Origin of the sequence: Neomoorella stamsii (assembly GCF_002995805.1) — a bacterium.
GTDB lineage: Bacteria > Bacillota > DSM-521 > Neomoorellales > Neomoorellaceae > Neomoorella > Neomoorella stamsii.
Genome location: NZ_PVXL01000055.1, coordinates 145331 through 164543 on the forward strand (window position 1 = coordinate 145331; position 19213 = coordinate 164543).

General features: G+C 54.0%; 24 protein-coding genes and 1 riboswitch. Of the genes, 3 read left to right on the forward strand and 21 right to left on the reverse strand.

What is annotated here, in order from left to right; all coding sequences use genetic code 11:
* Positions 1-15: 15 nt before the first annotated feature.
* From cobU to MOST_RS12860, 15 genes are all read right to left on the reverse strand, one after another.
* Positions 16-633, reverse strand: coding sequence for a bifunctional adenosylcobinamide kinase/adenosylcobinamide-phosphate guanylyltransferase (cobU, locus tag MOST_RS12785; RefSeq protein ID WP_106007183.1), 618 nt, complete (start codon positions 631-633; stop codon positions 16-18).
* A gap of 80 nt (positions 634-713) precedes the next feature.
* A riboswitch (cobalamin riboswitch) is annotated at positions 714-887 on the reverse strand.
* 29 nt (positions 888-916) lie between these two features.
* Positions 917-1183, reverse strand: coding sequence for a hypothetical protein (locus MOST_RS12790; RefSeq protein ID WP_054937675.1), 267 nt, complete (start codon positions 1181-1183; stop codon positions 917-919).
* Between the two features lie 47 nt (positions 1184-1230).
* A complete protein-coding gene (locus MOST_RS12795; protein WP_244267176.1) occupies positions 1231-2073 on the reverse strand; it encodes a PHP domain-containing protein in 843 nt (280 codons plus the stop codon).
* A gap of 94 nt (positions 2074-2167) precedes the next feature.
* Complete coding sequence (locus MOST_RS12800) at positions 2168-2953, reverse strand: TIGR00282 family metallophosphoesterase (protein ID WP_054937677.1); 786 nt, start codon at positions 2951-2953, stop codon at positions 2168-2170.
* Between the two features lie 49 nt (positions 2954-3002).
* Positions 3003-3521, reverse strand: a complete 519-nt coding sequence (locus MOST_RS12805) for a hypothetical protein (RefSeq protein WP_054937678.1) — start codon at positions 3519-3521, stop codon at positions 3003-3005.
* 155 nt (positions 3522-3676) lie between these two features.
* Positions 3677-5209: a ribonuclease Y gene (rny, locus tag MOST_RS12810; RefSeq protein ID WP_054937679.1), complete on the reverse strand. Its 1533-nt coding sequence runs from the start codon at positions 5207-5209 to the stop codon at positions 3677-3679.
* Between the two features lie 251 nt (positions 5210-5460).
* Positions 5461-5976 carry a regulatory protein RecX gene (locus tag MOST_RS12820; protein WP_054937681.1) on the reverse strand — a complete coding sequence of 172 codons (516 nt, stop codon included), beginning with the start codon at positions 5974-5976 and terminating at the stop codon, positions 5461-5463.
* On the reverse strand, positions 5954-6991 hold the full coding sequence (gene recA, locus MOST_RS12825) for a recombinase RecA (protein ID WP_054937682.1): 1038 nt from the start codon (positions 6989-6991) through the stop codon (positions 5954-5956). Before recA ends, MOST_RS12820 begins: the two co-directional genes overlap by 23 nt.
* A gap of 55 nt (positions 6992-7046) precedes the next feature.
* On the reverse strand, positions 7047-7616 hold the full coding sequence (thpR, locus tag MOST_RS12830; protein ID WP_054937683.1) for an RNA 2',3'-cyclic phosphodiesterase: 570 nt from the start codon (positions 7614-7616) through the stop codon (positions 7047-7049).
* A gap of 70 nt (positions 7617-7686) precedes the next feature.
* Positions 7687-9132 carry an AAA family ATPase gene (locus MOST_RS12835; protein ID WP_054937716.1) on the reverse strand — a complete coding sequence of 482 codons (1446 nt, stop codon included), beginning with the start codon at positions 9130-9132 and terminating at the stop codon, positions 7687-7689.
* Positions 9133-9172: 40 nt separating this feature from the next.
* Positions 9173-9718: a hypothetical protein gene (locus MOST_RS12840; protein WP_054937684.1), complete on the reverse strand. Its 546-nt coding sequence runs from the start codon at positions 9716-9718 to the stop codon at positions 9173-9175.
* Between the two features lie 97 nt (positions 9719-9815).
* The gene (pgsA, locus tag MOST_RS12845) at positions 9816-10334 is read right to left on the reverse strand and encodes a CDP-diacylglycerol--glycerol-3-phosphate 3-phosphatidyltransferase (RefSeq protein ID WP_054937685.1); all 519 of its coding nucleotides are present in this window, start codon (positions 10332-10334) and stop codon (positions 9816-9818) included.
* Complete coding sequence (gene rimO, locus MOST_RS12850; protein WP_054937686.1) at positions 10331-11629, reverse strand: 30S ribosomal protein S12 methylthiotransferase RimO; 1299 nt, start codon at positions 11627-11629, stop codon at positions 10331-10333. The genes pgsA and rimO overlap by 4 nt, the downstream gene beginning before the upstream one ends.
* Positions 11626-12381, reverse strand: coding sequence for a helix-turn-helix domain-containing protein (locus tag MOST_RS12855; protein WP_054937687.1), 756 nt, complete (start codon positions 12379-12381; stop codon positions 11626-11628). The genes rimO and MOST_RS12855 overlap by 4 nt, the downstream gene beginning before the upstream one ends.
* 60 nt (positions 12382-12441) lie before the next feature.
* Positions 12442-14760, reverse strand: coding sequence for an FtsK/SpoIIIE family DNA translocase (locus MOST_RS12860; protein ID WP_054937688.1), 2319 nt, complete (start codon positions 14758-14760; stop codon positions 12442-12444).
* A 158-nt stretch (positions 14761-14918) separates the two neighbouring features.
* On the opposite strand from MOST_RS12860, the gene MOST_RS12865 reads away from it, so the two are divergent.
* On the forward strand, positions 14919-15728 hold the full coding sequence (locus tag MOST_RS12865) for a ClpP family protease (RefSeq protein ID WP_054937689.1): 810 nt from the start codon (positions 14919-14921) through the stop codon (positions 15726-15728).
* A 13-nt stretch (positions 15729-15741) separates the two neighbouring features.
* Positions 15742-15978, forward strand: a complete 237-nt coding sequence (locus MOST_RS12870; RefSeq protein ID WP_054937690.1) for a YlzJ-like family protein — start codon at positions 15742-15744, stop codon at positions 15976-15978.
* A gap of 55 nt (positions 15979-16033) precedes the next feature.
* Here the strand turns inward: MOST_RS12870 and MOST_RS17085 are convergent, their stop codons facing one another.
* From MOST_RS17085 to MOST_RS12900, 6 genes are all read right to left on the reverse strand, one after another.
* Positions 16034-16213 (reverse strand): hypothetical protein, encoded by a 180-nt coding sequence (locus tag MOST_RS17085; RefSeq protein WP_054937691.1) that lies wholly within the window; start codon positions 16211-16213, stop codon positions 16034-16036.
* 17 nt (positions 16214-16230) lie between these two features.
* Positions 16231-16890, reverse strand: coding sequence for a nucleotidyl transferase AbiEii/AbiGii toxin family protein (locus MOST_RS12880; RefSeq protein WP_054937692.1), 660 nt, complete (start codon positions 16888-16890; stop codon positions 16231-16233).
* On the reverse strand, positions 16880-17170 hold the full coding sequence (locus MOST_RS12885; RefSeq protein WP_054937693.1) for a hypothetical protein: 291 nt from the start codon (positions 17168-17170) through the stop codon (positions 16880-16882). The genes MOST_RS12880 and MOST_RS12885 overlap by 11 nt, the downstream gene beginning before the upstream one ends.
* Positions 17171-17195: 25 nt before the next feature.
* Positions 17196-17558, reverse strand: coding sequence for a hypothetical protein (locus MOST_RS18035; protein WP_054937694.1), 363 nt, complete (start codon positions 17556-17558; stop codon positions 17196-17198).
* Between the two features lie 242 nt (positions 17559-17800).
* Positions 17801-18280 (reverse strand): type II toxin-antitoxin system VapC family toxin, encoded by a 480-nt coding sequence (locus tag MOST_RS12895; RefSeq protein WP_106007186.1) that lies wholly within the window; start codon positions 18278-18280, stop codon positions 17801-17803.
* Complete coding sequence (locus tag MOST_RS12900) at positions 18277-18561, reverse strand: helix-turn-helix domain-containing protein (protein WP_054937696.1); 285 nt, start codon at positions 18559-18561, stop codon at positions 18277-18279. Before MOST_RS12900 ends, MOST_RS12895 begins: the two co-directional genes overlap by 4 nt.
* A 153-nt stretch (positions 18562-18714) precedes the next feature.
* On the opposite strand from MOST_RS12900, the gene MOST_RS12905 reads away from it, so the two are divergent.
* On the forward strand, positions 18715-19170 hold the full coding sequence (locus MOST_RS12905; protein WP_083476764.1) for a DUF1670 domain-containing protein: 456 nt from the start codon (positions 18715-18717) through the stop codon (positions 19168-19170).
* The last annotated feature ends 43 nt before the right edge of the window (positions 19171-19213 follow it).

Consider the following 19213-nt stretch of genomic DNA (forward strand, 5'->3'; position numbering starts at 1 on the left):
AGCATTTATTTTATCTTAGTTTCCTTTGTATTTTCGGAGAAGTTCCTCCCCGAAAGTAGCGTCCTCTTTAGTATCCTTTAAAACTAGAGGCAGGCCTGCCACCACCAGGTAGACCTGGTCGGCCTGGCGGGCTATCTCCTGGTTGGCCAGGCCCAGGAGGTCCCGGAAAACCCGGCCCAGGGGATAGGGAGGAATGAGCCCCATTCCCACTTCTTCAGTAACAATAATTACCCGCGCCGGTACCTGCCGGGCTACTACCGCCAGTTCCCTGACTTTAACCATGATGGCTTCTATAGCAGCCGTGTTTTTTTCCCAGCTATCTTCTGCTTCAGTTGTCTCCTGGCTCAAAAGGTTGCTAATCCACATGCCCAGACTATCAAGGAGGATGGTACCGGCACGCTGGCCTTCCCTGGCTACGGCTTCCGTTACGGCCAGGGGGGCTTCTACCGTCTGCCAGTCAGCCGGCCGCCGGCGCCGGTGCATGTCCACCCGGGCAGCCATTTCTGCATCGCCCACGGTAGCCGTGGCCAGGTAGACTACTTTTTCACTCCCGGCAACAGCAAGTTCTTCAGCCAGGCGGCTTTTGCCACTCCTGGCACCCCCGGTTACCATGATTAACGACCCGTATCCCAAGATATGGCCTCCTAAAATAAAAACTCCAGCCCCCCACGAAGTAGCTGGAGTTACATAACCTAACTTTCGGCCCCTTGACGCGAGGGTGAAATGAACAGGCAGGTTTCCTGGCTCCGGCTCCTTGCCCGGCTTCGCCTTCCCGGTATAATACCAGTGGCCTTGAAGCAGGCTCCCCGGTTACAGTGGCGCGACCGCTCAGGATTTACACCTGATTCCCTTTTAACCTGGCAGGCACCTGTTCCCTATTAAGTTAATTATAGTATAAATCGCCCCCTCCTATCAGTCAAGCCCTGGGCAACGATATGCCCTGTAGCTTATTGGTGAGCAAAACCAGCTCTTTATTCTTTTCCCAGATGGCCCGGGCGTAGCGCCGGTTGCGGAGCTGGATCTGTTCCTTTTCCTGGCGCAGGCAATTTACCAGTTCCCACTTTTCGGCTTCACTTTTTTCCACCAGGCGCATCAGGACACGCCGGCTGACCCTTAACTGTTCCACCTTGCTTTCCAGCTCTTGAATGCGCCGGTAAAGGGCGCTTGCATCATTGCCAGCCAACGGCCCCACCTCCTCATTATTAGTTTGCTAAAATATATGCCCGGAAGTCAAACCTTAGTCGCTTGGACTTTAATCTTTTCAGCTCGCCTCTGTAATTGCTCCAGTTCGGCTGTGCCCACCTGGCAGGCCCCCAGGTCGGCATGGCTGCTTTCAACTATGCCGTGGAAATCCGACCCGCCGGTTACCACCAGGTTATACCGGGATGCCAGTTCCAGGTAACGCCCGGTGGCAGCGGCATCGTGGTGGGGATAGTAAGCTTCAATACCCTGCAAGCCGCTGCCCACCAGGGCAGGAATAAGACCATCGGCCCGGCTCAAGCCCGGGTGGGCCAGGACCGGGACCCCTCCAGCCTTTAATATTACCTCCACAGCCCGGGCAGGTGAGACTTTGGCCCGCGGGACATAAGCAGGCCGGCCCCGCTCCAGCAAAGTGCGGAAGGCAAACTCCAGCGATGGTACATAGCCCTTGCGAACTAGAACGGCCGCGATATGGGGACGGCCCATGGCCTCGCCCCGGACTTCCTGCTCTACCTCACCCATGCTAATATCATAACCCAGCTCTTTAAGCCGGCCTACCATCCTGGCCGTGCGCCGGTAACGCGCCTGGCGCATGGTTTCCAGGAAAGCCAGCAAACTTTCCTTTTGCCAGTCGATATAATAACCCAGGATATGGATCTCCCCTTCTTCCCACTCGGTGCTCAGCTCAACCCCGGGAATTACCGTGACACTGTAACTGTTACCGGCAGCCAGGGCTTTTGCCAGGCCGGCTACCGTATCATGGTCGGTAACACCCAGAGCCGTTAAGCCTTTTGTCTTCGCCAGTCTGATTAGTTCAGTGGGTGACAGCCGGCCGTCGGAGGCCGTAGTATGGGTATGTAAATCAGCTGCCATCTTCACCCGGCTCCAATCTTTTTTAGCTATTGTAACACAAAAGCCTGCCTCCCTTACCGGTAAGCAGGCTTTTTAGCGTTGTTTGAGGGTTAACTTATGCCGGCCCGTAGTATTGCAACCGCTGGATAGCGACTGCCCGGCCGTTACCGGGATCGATATCTACCAGTACGGCTTCCAGTTGAATAACTCCACCGGCAACTTCAAAACGCACCGGCAACTGGGTAAGAAATTTTTTGATGATAAGTTCTGCCTTCACTCCCAGGACAGAATCCCTGGGACCGGTCATGCCTACATCGGTAATATAGGCCGTCCCCTGGGGCAGGACCCGGGCATCAGCCGTCTGGATATGGGTATGGGTCCCGATGACGGCACTTACCAGGCCGTCCAGGTACCAGCCCAGGGCAACCTTTTCCGAAGTTGCTTCAGCATGGAAGTCTACTAAAATGATGCGGGTTAACGCACCGATTTCTTCAGCCAGGCGGCGTCCCAGGCGAAAAGGACACTCCAGAGGTGATAGAAACACCCGCCCCGCTAAATTAATAATTCCTACCTGCAGGTTTTCCTTAACCTTTACCAGGGTATAGCCCCGGCCGGGGGTACCAGGAGGATAATTGGCCGGCCGGACAATGCGCTCATCCTCCTCCAGGAGGGTCAGAGCTTCACGCTTATCCCAGACATGGTTGCCCATGGTTAAGATATCAATACCACCGGCAAAAAGTTCACCGGCAATATCTGGGGTAATGCCATTGCCGCCGGCAGCATTTTCGCCGTTTGCCACCACCAGATCCGGCCGGTGTTCCTGGAGCAAAGGTGGCAGGAGTTCCCGGACGGCTTTACGGCCCGGCCGCCCCACCACATCGCCGATCATTAGAACCCGCAAAAATAAAGCTCCCCTCAATTTGCCTTAAATATTATTATTGGCCCCGGGTCTATTTATTAAACACCATGACCCGGCCTTCTTCCCGGAAGGCAATTAACTGGCGCTCCGGGACGGTACCCCGGACACTTTCCAGCATACGGTCAATTAACTCTTCCTGGATCATAAGCTCTTCTTCCATGATATTATCATTGTTCTCCGCTACCAGGGTGGCGCCAAATTCCTCCCGCACCAGGGCGATAATGAGGTCAATTTCATCCCGGGAAAGGGTAATTACATCCCGTTGTACCTCCAGGGCCATTAACTGGTCATAGGGCGTATATTTCAGATTAATAACCTTCGGTTCCCGGTCTTCCAGGTAGTTATATACTTCCAGGGATTTGCGGAATTTCTTTTCGAACTGCTGGATGGCCTCCCCGGCCAGAGGTTGGGCCATCATAAAGGTAAAGCGTAAAACCTGGTCTTTGGGCTCATAGTTAATGGTACCTACTTCTGGATAACGTACCAGGATGGAAATAAGGAGACCAATACTGTCAGATACTTCGCCGCCATGTTTGTACTTCAGGCTCAAGGTAAACACCTGCCCCGTACTTTATGTATAAGATGTTACCACCAATAAGACACTACTTCTGCACCCAAAAGCAAATTCCTGCCTGCCTTGTCCGCCTTTAATGATGAAAATTTAATGGCAGGGATGGAAAAACTTTTACCTTCCCTGCCATAAAATTATTTGGCATAATCAACAGCGCGGGTTTCGCGGATGACCACCACTTTAATCTGGCCCGGGTATTCCATCTCCTTTTCAATCCTTTTTACGATATCCCTGGCCAGGTGGACGGCCATGGCATCATCAATCTTGTCAGGCTTAACTAAAATCCGGATCTCCCGGCCGGCCTGGATGGCATAGGATTTTTCCACGCCGGCAAAGGAATCGGCAATCTCCTCCAGTTTCTCGAGGCGTTTAATATAGGCCTCCAGGGTTTCCCGCCGGGCACCCGGCCGGGCTGCCGAAATGGCATCGGCGGCCTGGACCAGGCCAGCCTCAATGCTGCGCGGTTCCACATCACCATGGTGGGCTTCAATGGCATGGATTACCTCCGGGGATTCCCGGTATTTTTTAGCCAGCTCAACCCCCAGGGTGACATGGGGTCCCTCAACTTCAAAATCAACGGCTTTACCAATATCATGGAGCAACCCGGCCCGCTTGGCCAGCTGGACATCCACCCCTAGCTCGGCAGCCATGGCCCCCGCCAGGAAAGCTACTTCTAGGGAGTGTTTAAGGACATTCTGGCCGTAGCTGGTGCGGTATTTAAGTTTACCCAGCAGGCGCACCAGCTCTGGATGCAGGCCATGAATGCCAGCTTCAAAGGTAGCTCGCTCTCCTTCTTCCCGGATCTTTTGCTCCAGTTCCCGCCGGGACTTTTCTACCATTTCTTCAATCCGGGCCGGGTGGATGCGCCCATCGATAATTAACTTTTCCAGGGCAATCCGGGCCACCTCCCGGCGAATAGGGTCGAAGCTGGAGAGAATAACGGCTTCCGGTGTGTCATCAATGATGAGATCGACACCCGTCAGGGTTTCCAGGGCGCGAATGTTACGGCCCTCACGGCCGATAATGCGCCCCTTCATCTCATCGCTGGGTAGATTCACCACCGATACCGTGGCCTCGGCTACATAATCAGCAGCACAGTGCTGGATGGCATGGGTAATAATTTCCCGGGCTTTTTTATCTGCTTCTTCTTTGGCCTCCGTTTCAATTTGTTTAATCATCATGGCTGCTTCATGCCTTACTTCTTCCTCGACACTCTGCAGCAGGATGGCCCTGGCTTCTTCGGTCGTCAAACCGGAAATGCGTTCCAGTTCGCTGACCTGCCGGCGGCGCATCTCTTCCAGTTCTTCCCTTAGTTTCTGGGCAGCTTCTTCCTGCCGGTGGAGACTGGCCTCTTTGCGTTCGAGGGCTTCGGTCTTGCGGTCCAGGGCCTCTTCCTTCTGCATCAGGCGCCGCTCGAAACGCTGGAGCTCATTGCGCCGTTCCCGGCTTTCCCGCTCTATTTCATTACGGATGCGGTGGGCTTCTTCCTTGGCTTCCAGGACCGCTTCCCTCTTTTTAGCCTCGGCTTCTTTTTTTGCTTCTTCGATAATGGTGGCTGCAGCCTTCTCGGCCGAAACAATTTTGGCCTCAGCCAGGTACTTGCGGATGGCATAACCTCCGGCCGCACCCACCAGGAAAGCTATCAGGGCATAAAGGATATACTGGATTGTTCTTCACCTCCCCTTCATAAAATAAAGCCGAGTCGAAACTCGGCTTGAAGTTAGGCACACCAACCAAATATACCCTTATTTGGTTCAAAACCAGGACCTACATACGCCTGTTGGGAACCAAAAATACAGCCCTTCTATCTATTTTCAGGTCAGAAGAGTTATATTCCATCCAGGCTAAACCCGGTAGTGAAATCTATAAATTAAGGGTAATGGTGGTGACCCTACACCTAGTTTCTCCCAAAATAATTTTATAGGTTTAAATGATTACTGTCAATATAATTATCTTCTTCAGCCAGCTCTCCCAGCACTTGGCGAATTACATGGCCATTAAAACCTCGCTGCCAGAGGAAACGGGCCAGGCGCTGGTAATAATGATCGGGACTTTCTCCCTGCCGCCGGTGATACTTCCCCGCCAGTTCCCGGGCCGCCGCCATCTCTGCTTCTGGAGGAAACAGGTCGCCTGCTATCCCTTCAGCTAGGGAAGGGGCCACGCCATGCTCCTGCAACTCGCGCCGGAGGCGCCTCGGGCCTACCGGGTGGGTAGCCAGCCGGTAGGCAGCCCAGTCCCGGGCAAAACTGGCATCATCTAGCAACCCGGCATCCTTTAACCGGTTTAAGGTTGCCACCACTACCTCCCTGGGAAAGCCCTTTGCCTGTAATTTCCAGCACATTTCCTGTTCACTCTGCTGGCGCCGGGTTAATATTTTCAGGGCATACTCCCAGGCTGCTGCCGGTGAAGGATTATTCGTTTTGCGCACCTTCATCTTCTATAGCCGCTGCCGTCTTGACTAAACCAGCTTTAGCACGAATCTGGGCTTCAATGCTGGCCGCCAGTTCGGGGTGGTCACGCAAGAATTCTTTAGCTGCTTCACGGCCCTGACCAAGGCGATCTTCCCCCAGGGAATACCAGGCCCCACTCTTCTTTACTATATCCAATTCCGTGCCCATGTCAAGGAGGCAGCCCTCGCGGTCAATACCCCGGCCGTAAATAATATCAAACTCGGCCTGGCGGAAGGGCGGTGCTACTTTATTTTTAACAACCTTTACCCGGGTGCGGCTACCAATAATCTCGGTCCCCTGCTTGATCTGCTCTATTTTGCGCACATCCAGGCGTACCGAAGCGTAAAATTTTAGCGCCCGTCCCCCCGGTGTTGTCTCGGGACTGCCAAAGAGGACCCCTACCTTTTCCCGCAACTGGTTGATAAAAATGGCAACCGTCCGCGATTTGGCAATAACGCCGGCCAGCTTGCGTAAAGCCTGGGACATGAGCCGGGCCTGCAGGCCTACATGGGCATCGCCCATTTCACCGTCCAGCTCGGCTTTGGGCACCAGGGCAGCTACGGAATCGATGACGATGACATCGATGGCGCCGCTGCGCACCAGGGCTTCAGCGATTTCCAGGGCCTGCTCACCGGTATCGGGCTGGGATACTAAAAGGTTATCAATGTCGACTCCGAGGTTCCTGGCATATACCGGGTCGAGGGCGTGCTCGGCGTCGATAAAGGCTGCCGTGCCGCTGCTCCGCTGGGCCTCGGCAATAACATGAAGGGCGACCGTCGTCTTACCCGAGGATTCCGGGCCAAAGATCTCAACCACCCGGCCCCGGGGCAACCCGCCTACCCCCAGGGCCAAGTCCAGAGGCAGGGCGCCAGTGGAAATAGCTTCCACATTGAGCCGGGCACCGGATTCACCCAGCTTCATTATGGAACCCTTGCCAAAATGCCTCTCGATCTGGAGCAGGGCATTTTCCAGTGCCCGCTGCTTATCTGATAAAACCACTATATAAGTTCGCCTCCTCCTGCTTTTGCACTTTACTGGCAACGCCAGTCAACCGTTAATAAGAGTTCCTGCCGCCTGCTGGCAAAGTAACCGTCAAAACCGGGCGGTAAATAGCTCCCTGTGGGGTTAGCCGGCTCTCCATAAGGCTTACCGCCGTCACCCTTTCCCTCCCCCAGGACACACCAGCTAAACTCTGGAGCCTGTCCTTTAATGGCCCGGTGGCTGTCCCAGGACGCAGGCGGCCCAGGGTTAAATGGGGGGTAAAGGAATCGGCCGGAAAACCCAGTTCCAGGTATTCCCTGGTTACCTGTTGCTGTAAAACATGCAGGGGCTTTTCCGACTCCACCCCCACCCAGACAACCCGGGGGGTGCGCCAGTTGGGAAAAACCCCGGTACCTTTTACCTCCAGGTGCCAGGGGTTAACCCCAATAGCGGCACGCCGCAAGGCTGCTCCTATTTCCTCCACTCTAGCCGGGGCCACTTCACCTAAAAACTTGATGGTTAAATGGATATTCTCCGGGGGCACCCATTTAACCGTTACCGGTAACTGGCGTAATTCACCCAGTAGCCCGGCCAGGGCACTTTGCAGAGCTGGGGAAAAATTTATGGCAACAAACAGCCGCATGCCGATCACCAGTTTTCAGGATCTATTCGCTTCCCAATCCTGATAATCCTGCTGTTACGTGACAAAATTTTCAAGAGGCCATAGCCTGTTCCTGTAACAGGGCCCGCAATTCCCGGCCGGTTACCGTTTCCTTTTCTACCAGTTGTCCGGCTAAAGCCTTTAAAACCCCCTGGTAAGGCCGCAGGAGAGAAGCCACCTTGGCTTCTTCCCGGCTGATGATAGTTGAAGAAGCATTGTGCATCTGTTCCTTGGTCAAATTTTCTTCGGCCACTACTCCCAGTTCCGACAACCCGGAGGTAATAATCACCCGGGCCAGGCGAATGGCTTCTTTAAAGTCATTGAGGGACCCCGTACTGCGACTGCCCAGGATTAAGGTCTCAGCCACGGCCCCGGCCAGGCAGATATCCATCTGGTTCTCAAGGTATTCCCTGGTATAGAGGTAAATGTCGTGTTCCGGCTTTTGCCGGGTATAGCCCAAAGCCTGGCCCCGGGAAGTAATGGTCACATGGGAAATAGACTGGGGCCTTAAAAGCTCCCCGGCAATGGCGTGGCCAGCCTCATGGATGGCCAGCCGGTACAATTCGTCCACCGCCGGCTTGCGGCCTAGCTTTTCCCCCAGCATTACTTTATCGACGGCTTCCATTAAATGTTTCTGGGTGATAAGGGGGGATTTTTCCCGCAGGGCCAGGATGGCGGCCTCATTGGCTACGCTTTCCAGGTGAGCCCCGGAAAACCCGAAGGTTTCGCGGGCAATGGCTTCCAGGTCTACCTCCTGCGCCAGGGGCTTATTGGCCGTATGCAGTTTTAAAATAGCCAGGCGCCCCTCCTTATCAGGCAGGTCAACCTTAACCTGCCGGTCAAAACGGCCCGGGCGTAAAAGGGCCGGGTCCAGCAAGTCAGGACGATTGGTAGCGCCGATAACCAAAATCTGGACATCGTGGCTGCTTTTTAAGCCATCCATCTCTACCAGGAGCTGGTTTAAGGTCTGGTCATATTCTAAGTGGGAGGCGTGGCTGCCGCGTTTCCCACCCAGGACTTCCAGTTCATCTATAAAGATAATGGCTCGCTTTTTCTGCTGGCGCCGGGCCAGTTCCCGGGCCCGATTAAAAATTGCCCGAACCCGCTGGGCACCGACGCCGGCATACATCTCGATAAATTCACTGCCGCTGGCCTCGAGAAAAACTGCATCCGTGTAGGTAGCGGCCGCCTTGGCCAGCAACGTCTTCCCCGTTCCCGGCGGGCCACTTAAAAGGATGCCCTTCAGGGGGCGAATGCCCATGGCCTCAACTTCAGCACTGCGGAGCAAAAACTCCAGGGCTTCCTTTAATTCGCAGATAGCCGTAGCCTGGCCGCCGATATCGGCAAAAGATACCTTGACCGGCGGCGCATATCCCTTCCCCCCCAGGGTTGAAGGGAGCAATCCCTTTTTTTCAATCACCCAGTAGGCCAGGAAACCCATACCAGCAAGAAGCAAAAAGGGAGTAATATCCACCCCTTTAATGACTAAAAAAATCATTAACCCCAAGCCTGTACCGGCAATTATTTCTTTTATTTCCTTAAACACTTTGCCCCTCCCCCCGGGTTACATAATTTTGCCGGGGTACTACCTGGTAAAGGTAAGCCTGTCCCTGGCTGAATTGGAGATAAATATAGTTATCGTCCACATTGACGGCATAATGGTCGATGCCTGCCTGGCGCGCCAGCCGGTCAACGGTAGCCGCCATCTGGGTAAAGTTGCCCCGTACTGCCGCTTCATAGATGGTAAACTGGCTTTCCCGCCACAAACTCTCCAGGGCCGGGGAACGGCGGTCCTGGATAACCAGCTTTACCGGTTGCCGGCCATAAAGCCTGTTTACAGTTTCCTGTACCTGCCGGTAGGCCTGCGGTAAATCGGCTCCGGGGCCGAGGATAACCCTTACTTCCAGACCTGCAGCCGTCCGGATTACTGTTGCCTCCTGGACCGCTGGATCGGACTTTAAGGTATCAGTCAGGGGTTTTTCCTGGCTGTAGTGCCGGTAGGCCCACTGGCCCCCGGTTAATAAACCTAAGCTCAAAAGGGCTGCCAGAAATACAAATTGAAGGCGCCACCCTTTGAAGTGCAACGATAACACTCCTCTCCCATGGATAACACCTTCAATTATAACAAATTTCAACTGGTCAGGCCTTATGAATTACCTGGTAGGGCTGCCACATCTACCTTTAGCCCGGGCGATAAAGTAAATCCCGGTTGCTCAAAAGATAATGCAACGCCGAAACCATGGTCAGGACCAGGGCCACATAAAGAAGGAGAACGGCCTGGGGAACCTCTACAAGCAGGGCAACAATGGCTATCACCTGGGTCAGGGTTTTGACCTTGCCCCAGGAACTGGCGGCCAGAATTAGCCCTTCTCCCGCTGCTACCTGGCGCAGGCCGCTGATTAAAAATTCTCTGCCGACAATTAATATTACCACCCATGCGGGAACCAGGTGCAGCTGGACCAGTAAAATTAAGGCCGTAGTAATCAGGAGCTTATCGACCAGGGGGTCCAGTAACTGGCCCAGCCTGGTAACTTCGTCCCGGCTACGGGCGAGATACCCGTCCAGGCCATCGGTAGCTGCCGCCAGTAAAAATAGTGCCGCCGCCAGGTAACGTCCGGGTCCCCAGGGCAAAAGAACCAGGATGGCAAACAAGGGCACCAGGCCCAAGCGCACCAGGGTTAGCCGGTTGGCCGCCGTCATCCCTCTACCTCCCCCATTAAATCATAATTACTATGGACCCGGATGAGTTTAACTGTCGTCATAGTTCCTGCCGGCATGGTACTTCCTTTAATATAAATCAAGCCGTCTACCTCCGGGGCCTGGCGGAAACTGCGACCCACCCCCGGCCCTTCTATTAAAACTTGCACCTGCCGTCCCACCCAACGTTCATTGCAGGCCCTGGTAATGGACTGCTGGTAGAGCATTAACTTCCGGTAGCGTTCTTCCTTTACTTCTTCCGGCACCTGATCCGGCAAATCGGCGGCGCCTGTACCGACTTCCGGGGAATATTTAAAGGCCCCCACCCAGTCGAACTGCATAGAGCCCAAAAAGTCCAGGAGAATCTGGAAATCCTCTTCATCTTCTCCCGGAAAGCCGACAATAAAGGTGGAGCGCAAGGTTATTTCCGGCATGGCCCGGCGCAGGCGTTCAATAGCCTTTATGCCAGCAGTAAGGCTGCCAGGACGGTTCATGCGCCGCAAGATGGTTTTACTGGCATGCTGGAGGGGCAAATCCAGGTAAGGTAATACTTTCGCTTCCGTGGCCATCACTTCCACCAGCTCTGGGGTAATGCGGGTTGGATAGGCATAGAGGAGGCGCAACCACTCTATTTCCGGGATCATGGCCAGTTCCCGCAAAAGCCGGGGCAGGCGGTACTCGCCGTAACAGTCCAGGCCATAAGCGGTAGTGTCCTGGGCCACCAGGATTAATTCCTTTACGCCGGCGGCCGCCAGGGTCCTGGCCTCGGCAACCAGCTTTTCCAGGGGGCGGCTGCGGTAAGGCCCCTTGATGGCGGGGATGGTGCAATAACTGCAGCGATTATCACAGCCCTCGGCAATCTTTAAATAAGCATAGGGCCTTCCCTTCTCCGTAAGGCGGGGCAGTTCCCCTTCCTCTTTATCAGGAGACGGGACGTCCACAAGCCGTTCCCCCTTTAATACCCGGTCAATAATCAGGGGCAAACGGCCGATGGCTCCCGGACCAATGAAAGCGGCGACTTCAGGTAATTCCTGCCATAGGTCCCGGGCGTGCTGCTGGGCGAGACACCCGGCAACAATAATATAGGGCCGCGGCTCTCCCTGGGCCAGCCCTAAAATAGTTTCCAGGGCCTCCTGCTTGGCCGCCGTAATAAAACTGCAGCTATTGACGATAACTACTTCAGCTTCACCGGGATCGCTGACAAGGGCAAAATGGCTTTTATCCAGGACACCCAGCATATATTCGCTGTCAACTTGATTCTTGGCGCAACCAAGGGTTATAACGGCAGTTTTGATCATGGTTTCCTCGTTATTCTAGCCTGGTTGGAATCTTTAGTAGCCTCAAAGGTAACTACATCGCCCACCCTGCCCAGGGGTGGCTGGACCTGGCCATTGACGGTTATTTCCACCGCGCCAGCGCTGCCAAGGGTAACGATAATTTTCTCTTTCCCCTGAAACACCTTATTTTCGCCGGCCTTTAAAGTCCCGGTAAAATCATTTTTACCATCAATGGTAACACCTACCCAGCAATCCCCTGAAGCTCTGATTTTGACTTCCACCCCCTGGGCCCGGGGTGTTGTCGCTGCCGGCGGTGGCTGGGCGACAGGCTGTTGGGGTTCAGGGGTTACCGGTGCAGGTTCTGTTACCGGTGGTGGCGAGGGCCTTTGCTCTAGGGAAGGACGATAATGGTTGTATAACCAGTTGATACTCCAGAGAACAAGAAGCACTGCCGGGACCAGCAACCAGCGCTTTCTTTTCCCGGGGGACAATCCCGTTGCCGTCAGGCTACTTTCTTCCGTCGGGTAATTATCCTCGTCAGACGGGTATTCTTGTTTAAACTGCTGCACTACCGCCTGGACATCCAGCCCTAAAAAGCGGGCATAATTTCGCACGAAACCCAGGGCATACACCCGGCCTGGAATCTGGTCATAGTTGCCCTTTTCCAGGGCTTCCAGGTAGCGCAGGCGAATTTTGGTAGCTTCTTCTACTTCACGTAAAGAAATCCCCTTTTCCTGGCGGGCAGCACGGAGCATTTCCCCTACCTTTTCCATGGCCTCACCTCCCGGTATTTTAATCATCTTCGACACTATATCAAGAGATTCCTGCCCTTATCATTCTTCTTTCGCGCCAAATAATTCCTGGTATTCCTCCCAGTTAGTAAGGATGGCGCGGGCCTTGGTGCCTTCATGGCCGCCCACAAACCCCCTGGCTTCCATCATATCCATTAACCTTGCCGCTCTGGTATAACCTATCCGCAGGCGCCGCTGGAGCATAGAGATGGAAGCCTGTCCTGTTTCCAGGACCACCCGCACAGCTGCGGGGAAAAGCTCGTCTTCCGCCCCGCTATTGTCTTCGCTACTTTCCTCTCCTTTCAGGAAACTGGGGTTATATTCCGGGCGACCCTGCTGTTTAACATAAGTCACCAGGTCTTCCACTTCCCGGTCCGAAACATAAACCCCCTGGACGCGGATGGGCTTGCTGGCCCCGATGGGCAAAAAGAGCATATCACCGCGGCCCAGCAACTTCTCGGCCCCGGCCATATCCAGGATGGTGCGGGAATCAATCTGGGAGGAAACGGCAAAGGCAATCCGGGAAGAGATATTGGCCTTGATCAAGCCGGTAATGACATCTACTGAAGGCCTCTGGGTGGCCACAACCAGGTGAATACCGGCCGCCCGGGCCATCTGGGCCAGGCGGCAAATGGCATCTTCCACATCGGCCGGGGCCACCATCATCAAGTCGGCTAACTCGTCAATAAGGACTACTACCAGGGGCAAGGTCCCCTGGCCGCCATTTTCCTTTTGCATCAAACGGTTGTAGCGGGTAATGTCTTTGACCCCGGCGCCGGCAAAAAGCTCATAGCGTTTCTCCATTTCGTTGACTATCCATTGCAGGGCCGTAGCCGCTTTCTTCGGCTGGCTGACCACCGGTGCCAGCAGGTGGGGAATACCATTATACTGGGTTAACTCCACCATTTTGGGGTCAATCATCAACAGCTTTAATTCCTGGGGTGTAGCTTTAAACAACAGGCTGCAAATCAGGGCGTTCAGGCAAACACTCTTGCCTGAACCAGTAGTCCCGGCAATAAGGAGGTGTGGCATTTTCGCCAGGTCGGCAATGACCGGATTGCCGGCAATATCTTTACCCAGGGCTACCGTCAGCTTGCTGCTGGATTCCATAAAAGCAGGATCTTCCAGCACCTCCCGCAGGTGGACCACAGCGATTTCCTTATTGGGCACTTCAATGCCCACCGCAGCCTTGCCCGGAATGGGGGCTTCAATCCGCACCTGGGCAGCCGCCAGGCTCAGGGCAATATCGTCGGCCAGGCTAACAATCCTGCTCACCTTCACCCCCGGTGCCGGCTGGACTTCATAGCGGGTCACCGTCGGGCCACAGCTGACCTGCGTCACCTTGACTTTGACACCAAAGCTTTCCAGGGTGTCTTCCAGGATCTTGATCCGGTCGGTAATATCCTTTTCCAGGCGGGGATTTTTTACCCTTACCGAGCGGGTTAAGAGACTCAAAGGCGGCAGAACATAGGGACCAGGCTGCTCGGAGGTGCCTTCCCCCTCTGTGCCGGTAGAGTCCTCTGCCTGGAGGTTAACCCTGGGCCGGCGCCGGGCTTTTTTCTCGTCTTCGCTAACCGGCGGGGCCGGATTTTCCGGGTAGACCCTGGCCTGGGCCGGCTCTTCCGCATTTACTGCCGGCGGGAGTACCGGCGGCGATGGTTCCGGTGGCGGGTTAATGACCACGGGTACTACTTCCCGTTCCCGCGGTAAGGCCTTCCCCCGGGCCTTCAGGTTTTTCTTTTCCTGCACCTTCGGCTCCTCTTCTTCAACCTCGGTAAAGAGAAAGGCCAGGAGCCAGCCCTTAATGACCTGGAAGGTTACATAGAGCAGTTGGCCCAGGCGCCCGGTAAAGCGTGTTAAAGAAACACCTGTGGCCAGGAGAAAGGCAATTAAACCCAGAGCCACCAGCACAATCCAGGTCCCCACCCGGCCGAAAATGGACCGCAGGAGCAAGGAAACCAGGGCACCAAGCAAACCGCCACCCTGGCCGGCGACACCAGAGGCCAGGGCTTCTTTATAAGTACTGCCATTTAAGAAAGGCTGGTGCAGGGCGCTTAAAAAAGTAAGAAAAAGTAAAATGCCTCCTATCAAACGCGGCCGGGAATCCTTCACTTTACCCCCAGTAATGAGGCGGACGCCCCAGGCAGCCAGGAATATAGGAAATACATATTTGCCCTCGCCGGTCAGGGCTTTTAAAAACCCCACCAGCAATTGACCCACGGCGCCAATACTGGCAGCAGAACTTATGTAACCCAGGTCCAGGACATACAACCCCGCCAGGCAGAGGAGGGCCAGGGCCACCAGGGCCACACCGATAATTTCATTTTTTATCTTTTCATTCAGCGTCCTGGCAGGAGCCATTTTCCATCACCCCGGTTGCTACTATTCTACACCAGGGTTTGAAATTCCTTGCTTGAGGAAATAAAAAGATGAGGATGCATGTTTGTTAGCCATCTTCCCTATACTAAAAGGGAAAGTTATTTGAAGGATTTTATCCTCAGTAATCCTTTACCATATAAATGTTTAAATTTCCAAGGGGGGAGTTAACTGTGACCAGTCCTGATATCAGTCCGAACCCTGTACCCAACCAGCCGGCAACACCCCCACCCCGGCCGCCGGGGGAACCGGCGCGGGTCACCACCGGCCGTCCCCCTACCAGCCCCGAGGTAGAAAACATTAAAGAGCTGGGGCAAACTAATGTCGCTGATTATAAAAGTGAAATTCAATGCCTGCAAATCGTAGGCCAGATCGAGGGTCACCTGGTCCTGCCGCCGCAAAACAAAACCACCAAATATGAGCACATTATTCCCCAGCTGGTGGCCATCGAACAAGACCCCGGCATCAAAGGTCTCCTGGTGGTTTTAAATACCGTAGGGGGCGATGTTGAAGCCGGCCTGGCCATTGCCGAAATGCTGGTCAGCATGTCCAAACCGGTGGTCTCCCTGGTCCTGGGCGGAGGGCATTCCATCGGCGTGCCCATTGCCGTGGCGGCCAACCATTCCTTCATTGCCGAAACAGCCACCATGACCATCCACCCCATTCGCCTCACTGGCCTGGTCATTGGCGTCCCTCAGACCTATGAATACCTGGACAAAATGCAGGACCGGGTCATCCGTTTTATCGTGGAGCACGCTAATATTTCGGAGCAAGAACTGCGCCGCCTCATGTTCCAGACAGGTGAGCTGGCGCGGGATATCGGTACTATCCTGGTGGGGAAGGATGCTGTTAAGGTAGGACTGATTGATGAAGTTGGGGGACTGTCCCAGGCCGTCCAGCATTTGAAGAAACTCATTGCTGAAGGCGTTCCCGGCCCGGGAAAGCTCCACTGAGAGGGTGATAATTATGTACATCTACAGCCCTATGCCGTGGGAGCTTATCTGGGAGGGGGCAGAAAATTTCTGCCCCCGGCGGCAGGAGATAAAGGTTGGTCACCTGACCCTGGAAATCGAACCCTTGAGTTTCAACCAGGCCCGGGTGGTTCGCCTGATCAGCACCAACCCGGCCGACTACCTGGCCGGCCCCTACCAGCCGGGCGCAGTCCTGGAATTTGCCCCCCGGCGTGTCTTTAACTTTGCATAGGTTTTATGGAACCCTTGCCATAGCTGACCAGGTACCACCCGGAAGGAACTATAGCCTACAATCCCGGCGTAAAGCCTTTTTCCATCAGCCTTTCCAGCATCACTATGGCCTCGGCCCCGGTGGCGTGCTCCAGGGGTATCAGGCCGCCCGTACGGCCGCTGATATAATCCCGGCCGTCACGGTTTATCCTCAATACCCGTGCACCAGCCCCGCCTAGGACGACGGCGGCTGCCAACCATCCAGCCGTAAGTCTCAGGCCTTTCTCCCGCTTTGTAATTCTCCGATACGGCTTTGCAGTTCGGACAAAAAAGCCATAAAAAGCGCTGGTGTTTTCTCCACCAAGCCTTCCTTTGCCCGCAAAAACCGCGCTTCTGGTAGAAACGCCGGCTGCAGCCTTTCCCATCGCCGCTGCAAGGCCTCCAGCCGCGATGCCAGCACCGCGGCTGCTGCCAGCAGGTATTCCTTCCTCGCGGCAAACACCGCCGCAGTATCAACTATGTCCCTGGCCCTTAGAGTTTCGGCGCGATAAAAGAGCTTTTTGATAATTATTTCTTCCGGCGTTTCCACCCGCACTCTCACCCCCTCTACTTCCATTATTATCCAGGGATTACGAGTGAGGAAAGGTGCTATAATAAAGTCAATCTCGCCCTCAGGATACTTTAACTTCAAGAAGCTGGAGCCTTCGGTATAGTCGGAAACACCTTCTGCAACATCTTCATTAAGGCGGGGCGTTAGCAGGCTAAGAAGCTGGGCATCGCTTAAAAATATATCGACATCCCGGCTCTCCCGGTGGCGCAGGAAAAGGGCCAGTGCCGTGCCACCGCCGAAGGTCCATGTATCGGTAGTAATATTCTGACCCGCCAGGATGGCCAAGGCTGTTCGAAAAAGCCCGCGCCAAGGTTCAATAGGCATAAGCCAGCATCTCCTCAAGACCGGGATTGGGGTAAATATTTTTTATATAGGTCAGATAATACTTCTTAAGCACCTTATCCTCAATACCATATCTGGTGGTAAATTTATCTATATCCGGCAAAGGCACATCGGTAAAGAAGCTATAAATCTGGGCTGCGTACTCCAAAGGTAATTCCATATCCTTAATAATCCTGGCCAGGCTTTCTTCCGGTAAACGCGCCTTCGTATGGGCGTTGATAGTGGTTTCTACTAATATAAAATCGCTGCTCTTCGCCGCCACGGAATCGCTCCCTTCTAGTGTGCTATCATACCATTATTCCTTTATCTAAGTCACCTTTTATACTTTTGTTCCTGCTTGAACGCAGCAAGAGGCTATCAACTCCGGAGTAAATTCTCTGAGGTGGCCTGCCCGGGGCACACAGCGCAGATTGCTCGGATCCTAAAGCACCTACTCGAGGTCCCTGGCGATCTTTCCAAAAATAATTCGCCTCTTCTATAGTATCGGCAGTAAACAACTCTTCCAGGATGCTGTCAAGGATTTGGAAGCCGCCTATTTTCTGCACCTTTTCCTCCAGGTCAGCCGGCTGCTCCCCAAACCTGCGGGAGAGATATTTAAGAATCGTTTCTTTTTCGGCTTCCATCCGGCCTTTAGTTTCCACCCCGTTCACCCGAACCAGCTAGTTATAGTATTACCATCTTTATGAGGTGCTCTGCTATTTACACAAAATGATTTACACTCCCGATAAAAGAACTGTGGAGATAGGCAAAGACTATCTCCTCTCTCCTTTTAAGCAGGCAGCAATTCTTTAAAGCAGGCTATGCTTCTCCTCATCCGTCATGGAATAGAACTTACAACGTTCCAAACTCCCACCTTCCTTCCGGTTGGTTGTCGTCCATTTTGAGGTATCTCTCACCTCATCAACTCCGAAGCAAATTCACTGAGGAGATGAACATAAGGCAACCTGCCCTTAACGTTATTATACAGCCTTGCATCAGAAGTCCAAAAATCACAGTTGCGCAATTCGGTTAACGCTAGATAGTGGCTATCATAGACGACAGGTAATTTTAACTCTTTTGCCAGTTTCCATGCCCGGTGCCTTTGACCAGGGACACTGATGGTTTTTAAGGGAATGGCCTGTACGGCTTCAAAAGTAATTTCCGCCTGTTCTGGTGTTAATCTTTCTTCGGGGGTGGTAATTACTGTCCTGCGTCTAATGATACTATCTATTTCTACAAGACAAAAGACGGGGGCTATTAACTGAACCCCCTGCTCCTGCCACCTGGTAAAAAGGGCATCTGCCAGCGGGCTGTCTGGTTCGTTTATAACCAGTTTGACTACCAGGCAGGCATCTACGCAAACTTCTTTAAGGCGCACATCCATCCACTTCACCGGTCTGCCTTATCTAACCGGATCTGCTGCAAGATCTTCGTACTATCGCCCCTTAGGGGCATCATTGCCCGCGCGGCCCGGCATTTTGCCAGCCAGTCGCTTTTGTTAGATATTTCTGCTGCCGGGCGTCCTAATTTTTCTAAAGCGCTCGCCGGTATGCGCAGTTGCCGTCCATAGCGCAAGGCCGGCAAATCCCCCTTTTGCACCCATCGCCTTATAGTGCGCTCGCTGACTTTAAGCATCCTGGCTAATTCTGCCGGTGGATAAAGAATTTCACTCATTAGGTACTCACTCCAGTCGTTTGTTCCCTTATGGCAAATTTTATGCCCTTATGACCGCTATGTCAACTCATTTACCCCAATTTATCGAAGTTCTTGGGCCACCCCGGAGCCGGTAGCGCAGATTGTACAGAGCCTAAATAGAACCAGCCTGACCTGGCCCTAATCTTAGGTCTCTCCACTAAAGCCGTCCAGACGCTGTTAAAGGAGCACCCGGGTTTGGTGGTCCCCACCAGGGGTATAGTAGCCGACATGGGGCCGGCCTTAAGCCACGCCAACAAGATCATCCGCCTCTACATGGACGGCTATACCGAGACCGAGATTGTCCGGCGCACCGGGCACAGCTATAAAGCAATAGAGAATTATCTCTTAGACTTCGCCCGCGTCACCTATCTCCTGGAAAGGGGCCTGCCCGTGCCGGCCATCAGGAAAGTGCTGGGCTGTTCCAGGCGACTGGTAGAAAAACACGTTAACCTCTTCCGGGTGTTTTCCGGCCCCGACTATGCCTTCATGATGGCGAAGGTCCGCTGCCTGGCCGAGGCCCACCCGGTTAAAAAAACCAAACCTTCAAGGAGGGATGGACGTCTTGAAAGCCAAGAAGGGTGTCACTAACCGCTACGCCACCCTTCTTGCCAGGGATGTTTTACTTTCAGCA

What these genes read in the sequence shown, in the direction of transcription:
- MOST_RS12860 (WP_054937688.1), bottom strand. Translation starts at nt 14,760, where the DNA reads ATGGCTCCTGCCAGGACGCTGAATGAAAAGATAAAAAATGAAATTATC.
- MOST_RS12795 (WP_244267176.1), bottom strand. Translation starts at nt 2,073, where the DNA reads ATGGCAGCTGATTTACATACCCATACTACGGCCTCCGACGGCCGGCTG.
- MOST_RS12870 (WP_054937690.1), top strand. Translation starts at nt 15,742, where the DNA reads ATGTACATCTACAGCCCTATGCCGTGGGAGCTTATCTGGGAGGGGGCA.
- MOST_RS12820 (WP_054937681.1), bottom strand. Translation starts at nt 5,976, where the DNA reads ATGAAGGTGCGCAAAACGAATAATCCTTCACCGGCAGCAGCCTGGGAG.
- MOST_RS12855 (WP_054937687.1), bottom strand. Translation starts at nt 12,381, where the DNA reads ATGGAAAAGGTAGGGGAAATGCTCCGTGCTGCCCGCCAGGAAAAGGGG.
- MOST_RS12835 (WP_054937716.1), bottom strand. Translation starts at nt 9,132, where the DNA reads ATGATTTTTTTAGTCATTAAAGGGGTGGATATTACTCCCTTTTTGCTT.
- pgsA (WP_054937685.1), bottom strand. Translation starts at nt 10,334, where the DNA reads ATGACGGCGGCCAACCGGCTAACCCTGGTGCGCTTGGGCCTGGTGCCC.
- MOST_RS12900 (WP_054937696.1), bottom strand. Translation starts at nt 18,561, where the DNA reads ATGAGTGAAATTCTTTATCCACCGGCAGAATTAGCCAGGATGCTTAAA.
- MOST_RS12865 (WP_054937689.1), top strand. Translation starts at nt 14,919, where the DNA reads ATGTTTAAATTTCCAAGGGGGGAGTTAACTGTGACCAGTCCTGATATC.
- MOST_RS12880 (WP_054937692.1), bottom strand. Translation starts at nt 16,890, where the DNA reads ATGCCTATTGAACCTTGGCGCGGGCTTTTTCGAACAGCCTTGGCCATC.
- thpR (WP_054937683.1), bottom strand. Translation starts at nt 7,616, where the DNA reads ATGCGGCTGTTTGTTGCCATAAATTTTTCCCCAGCTCTGCAAAGTGCC.
- rimO (WP_054937686.1), bottom strand. Translation starts at nt 11,629, where the DNA reads ATGATCAAAACTGCCGTTATAACCCTTGGTTGCGCCAAGAATCAAGTT.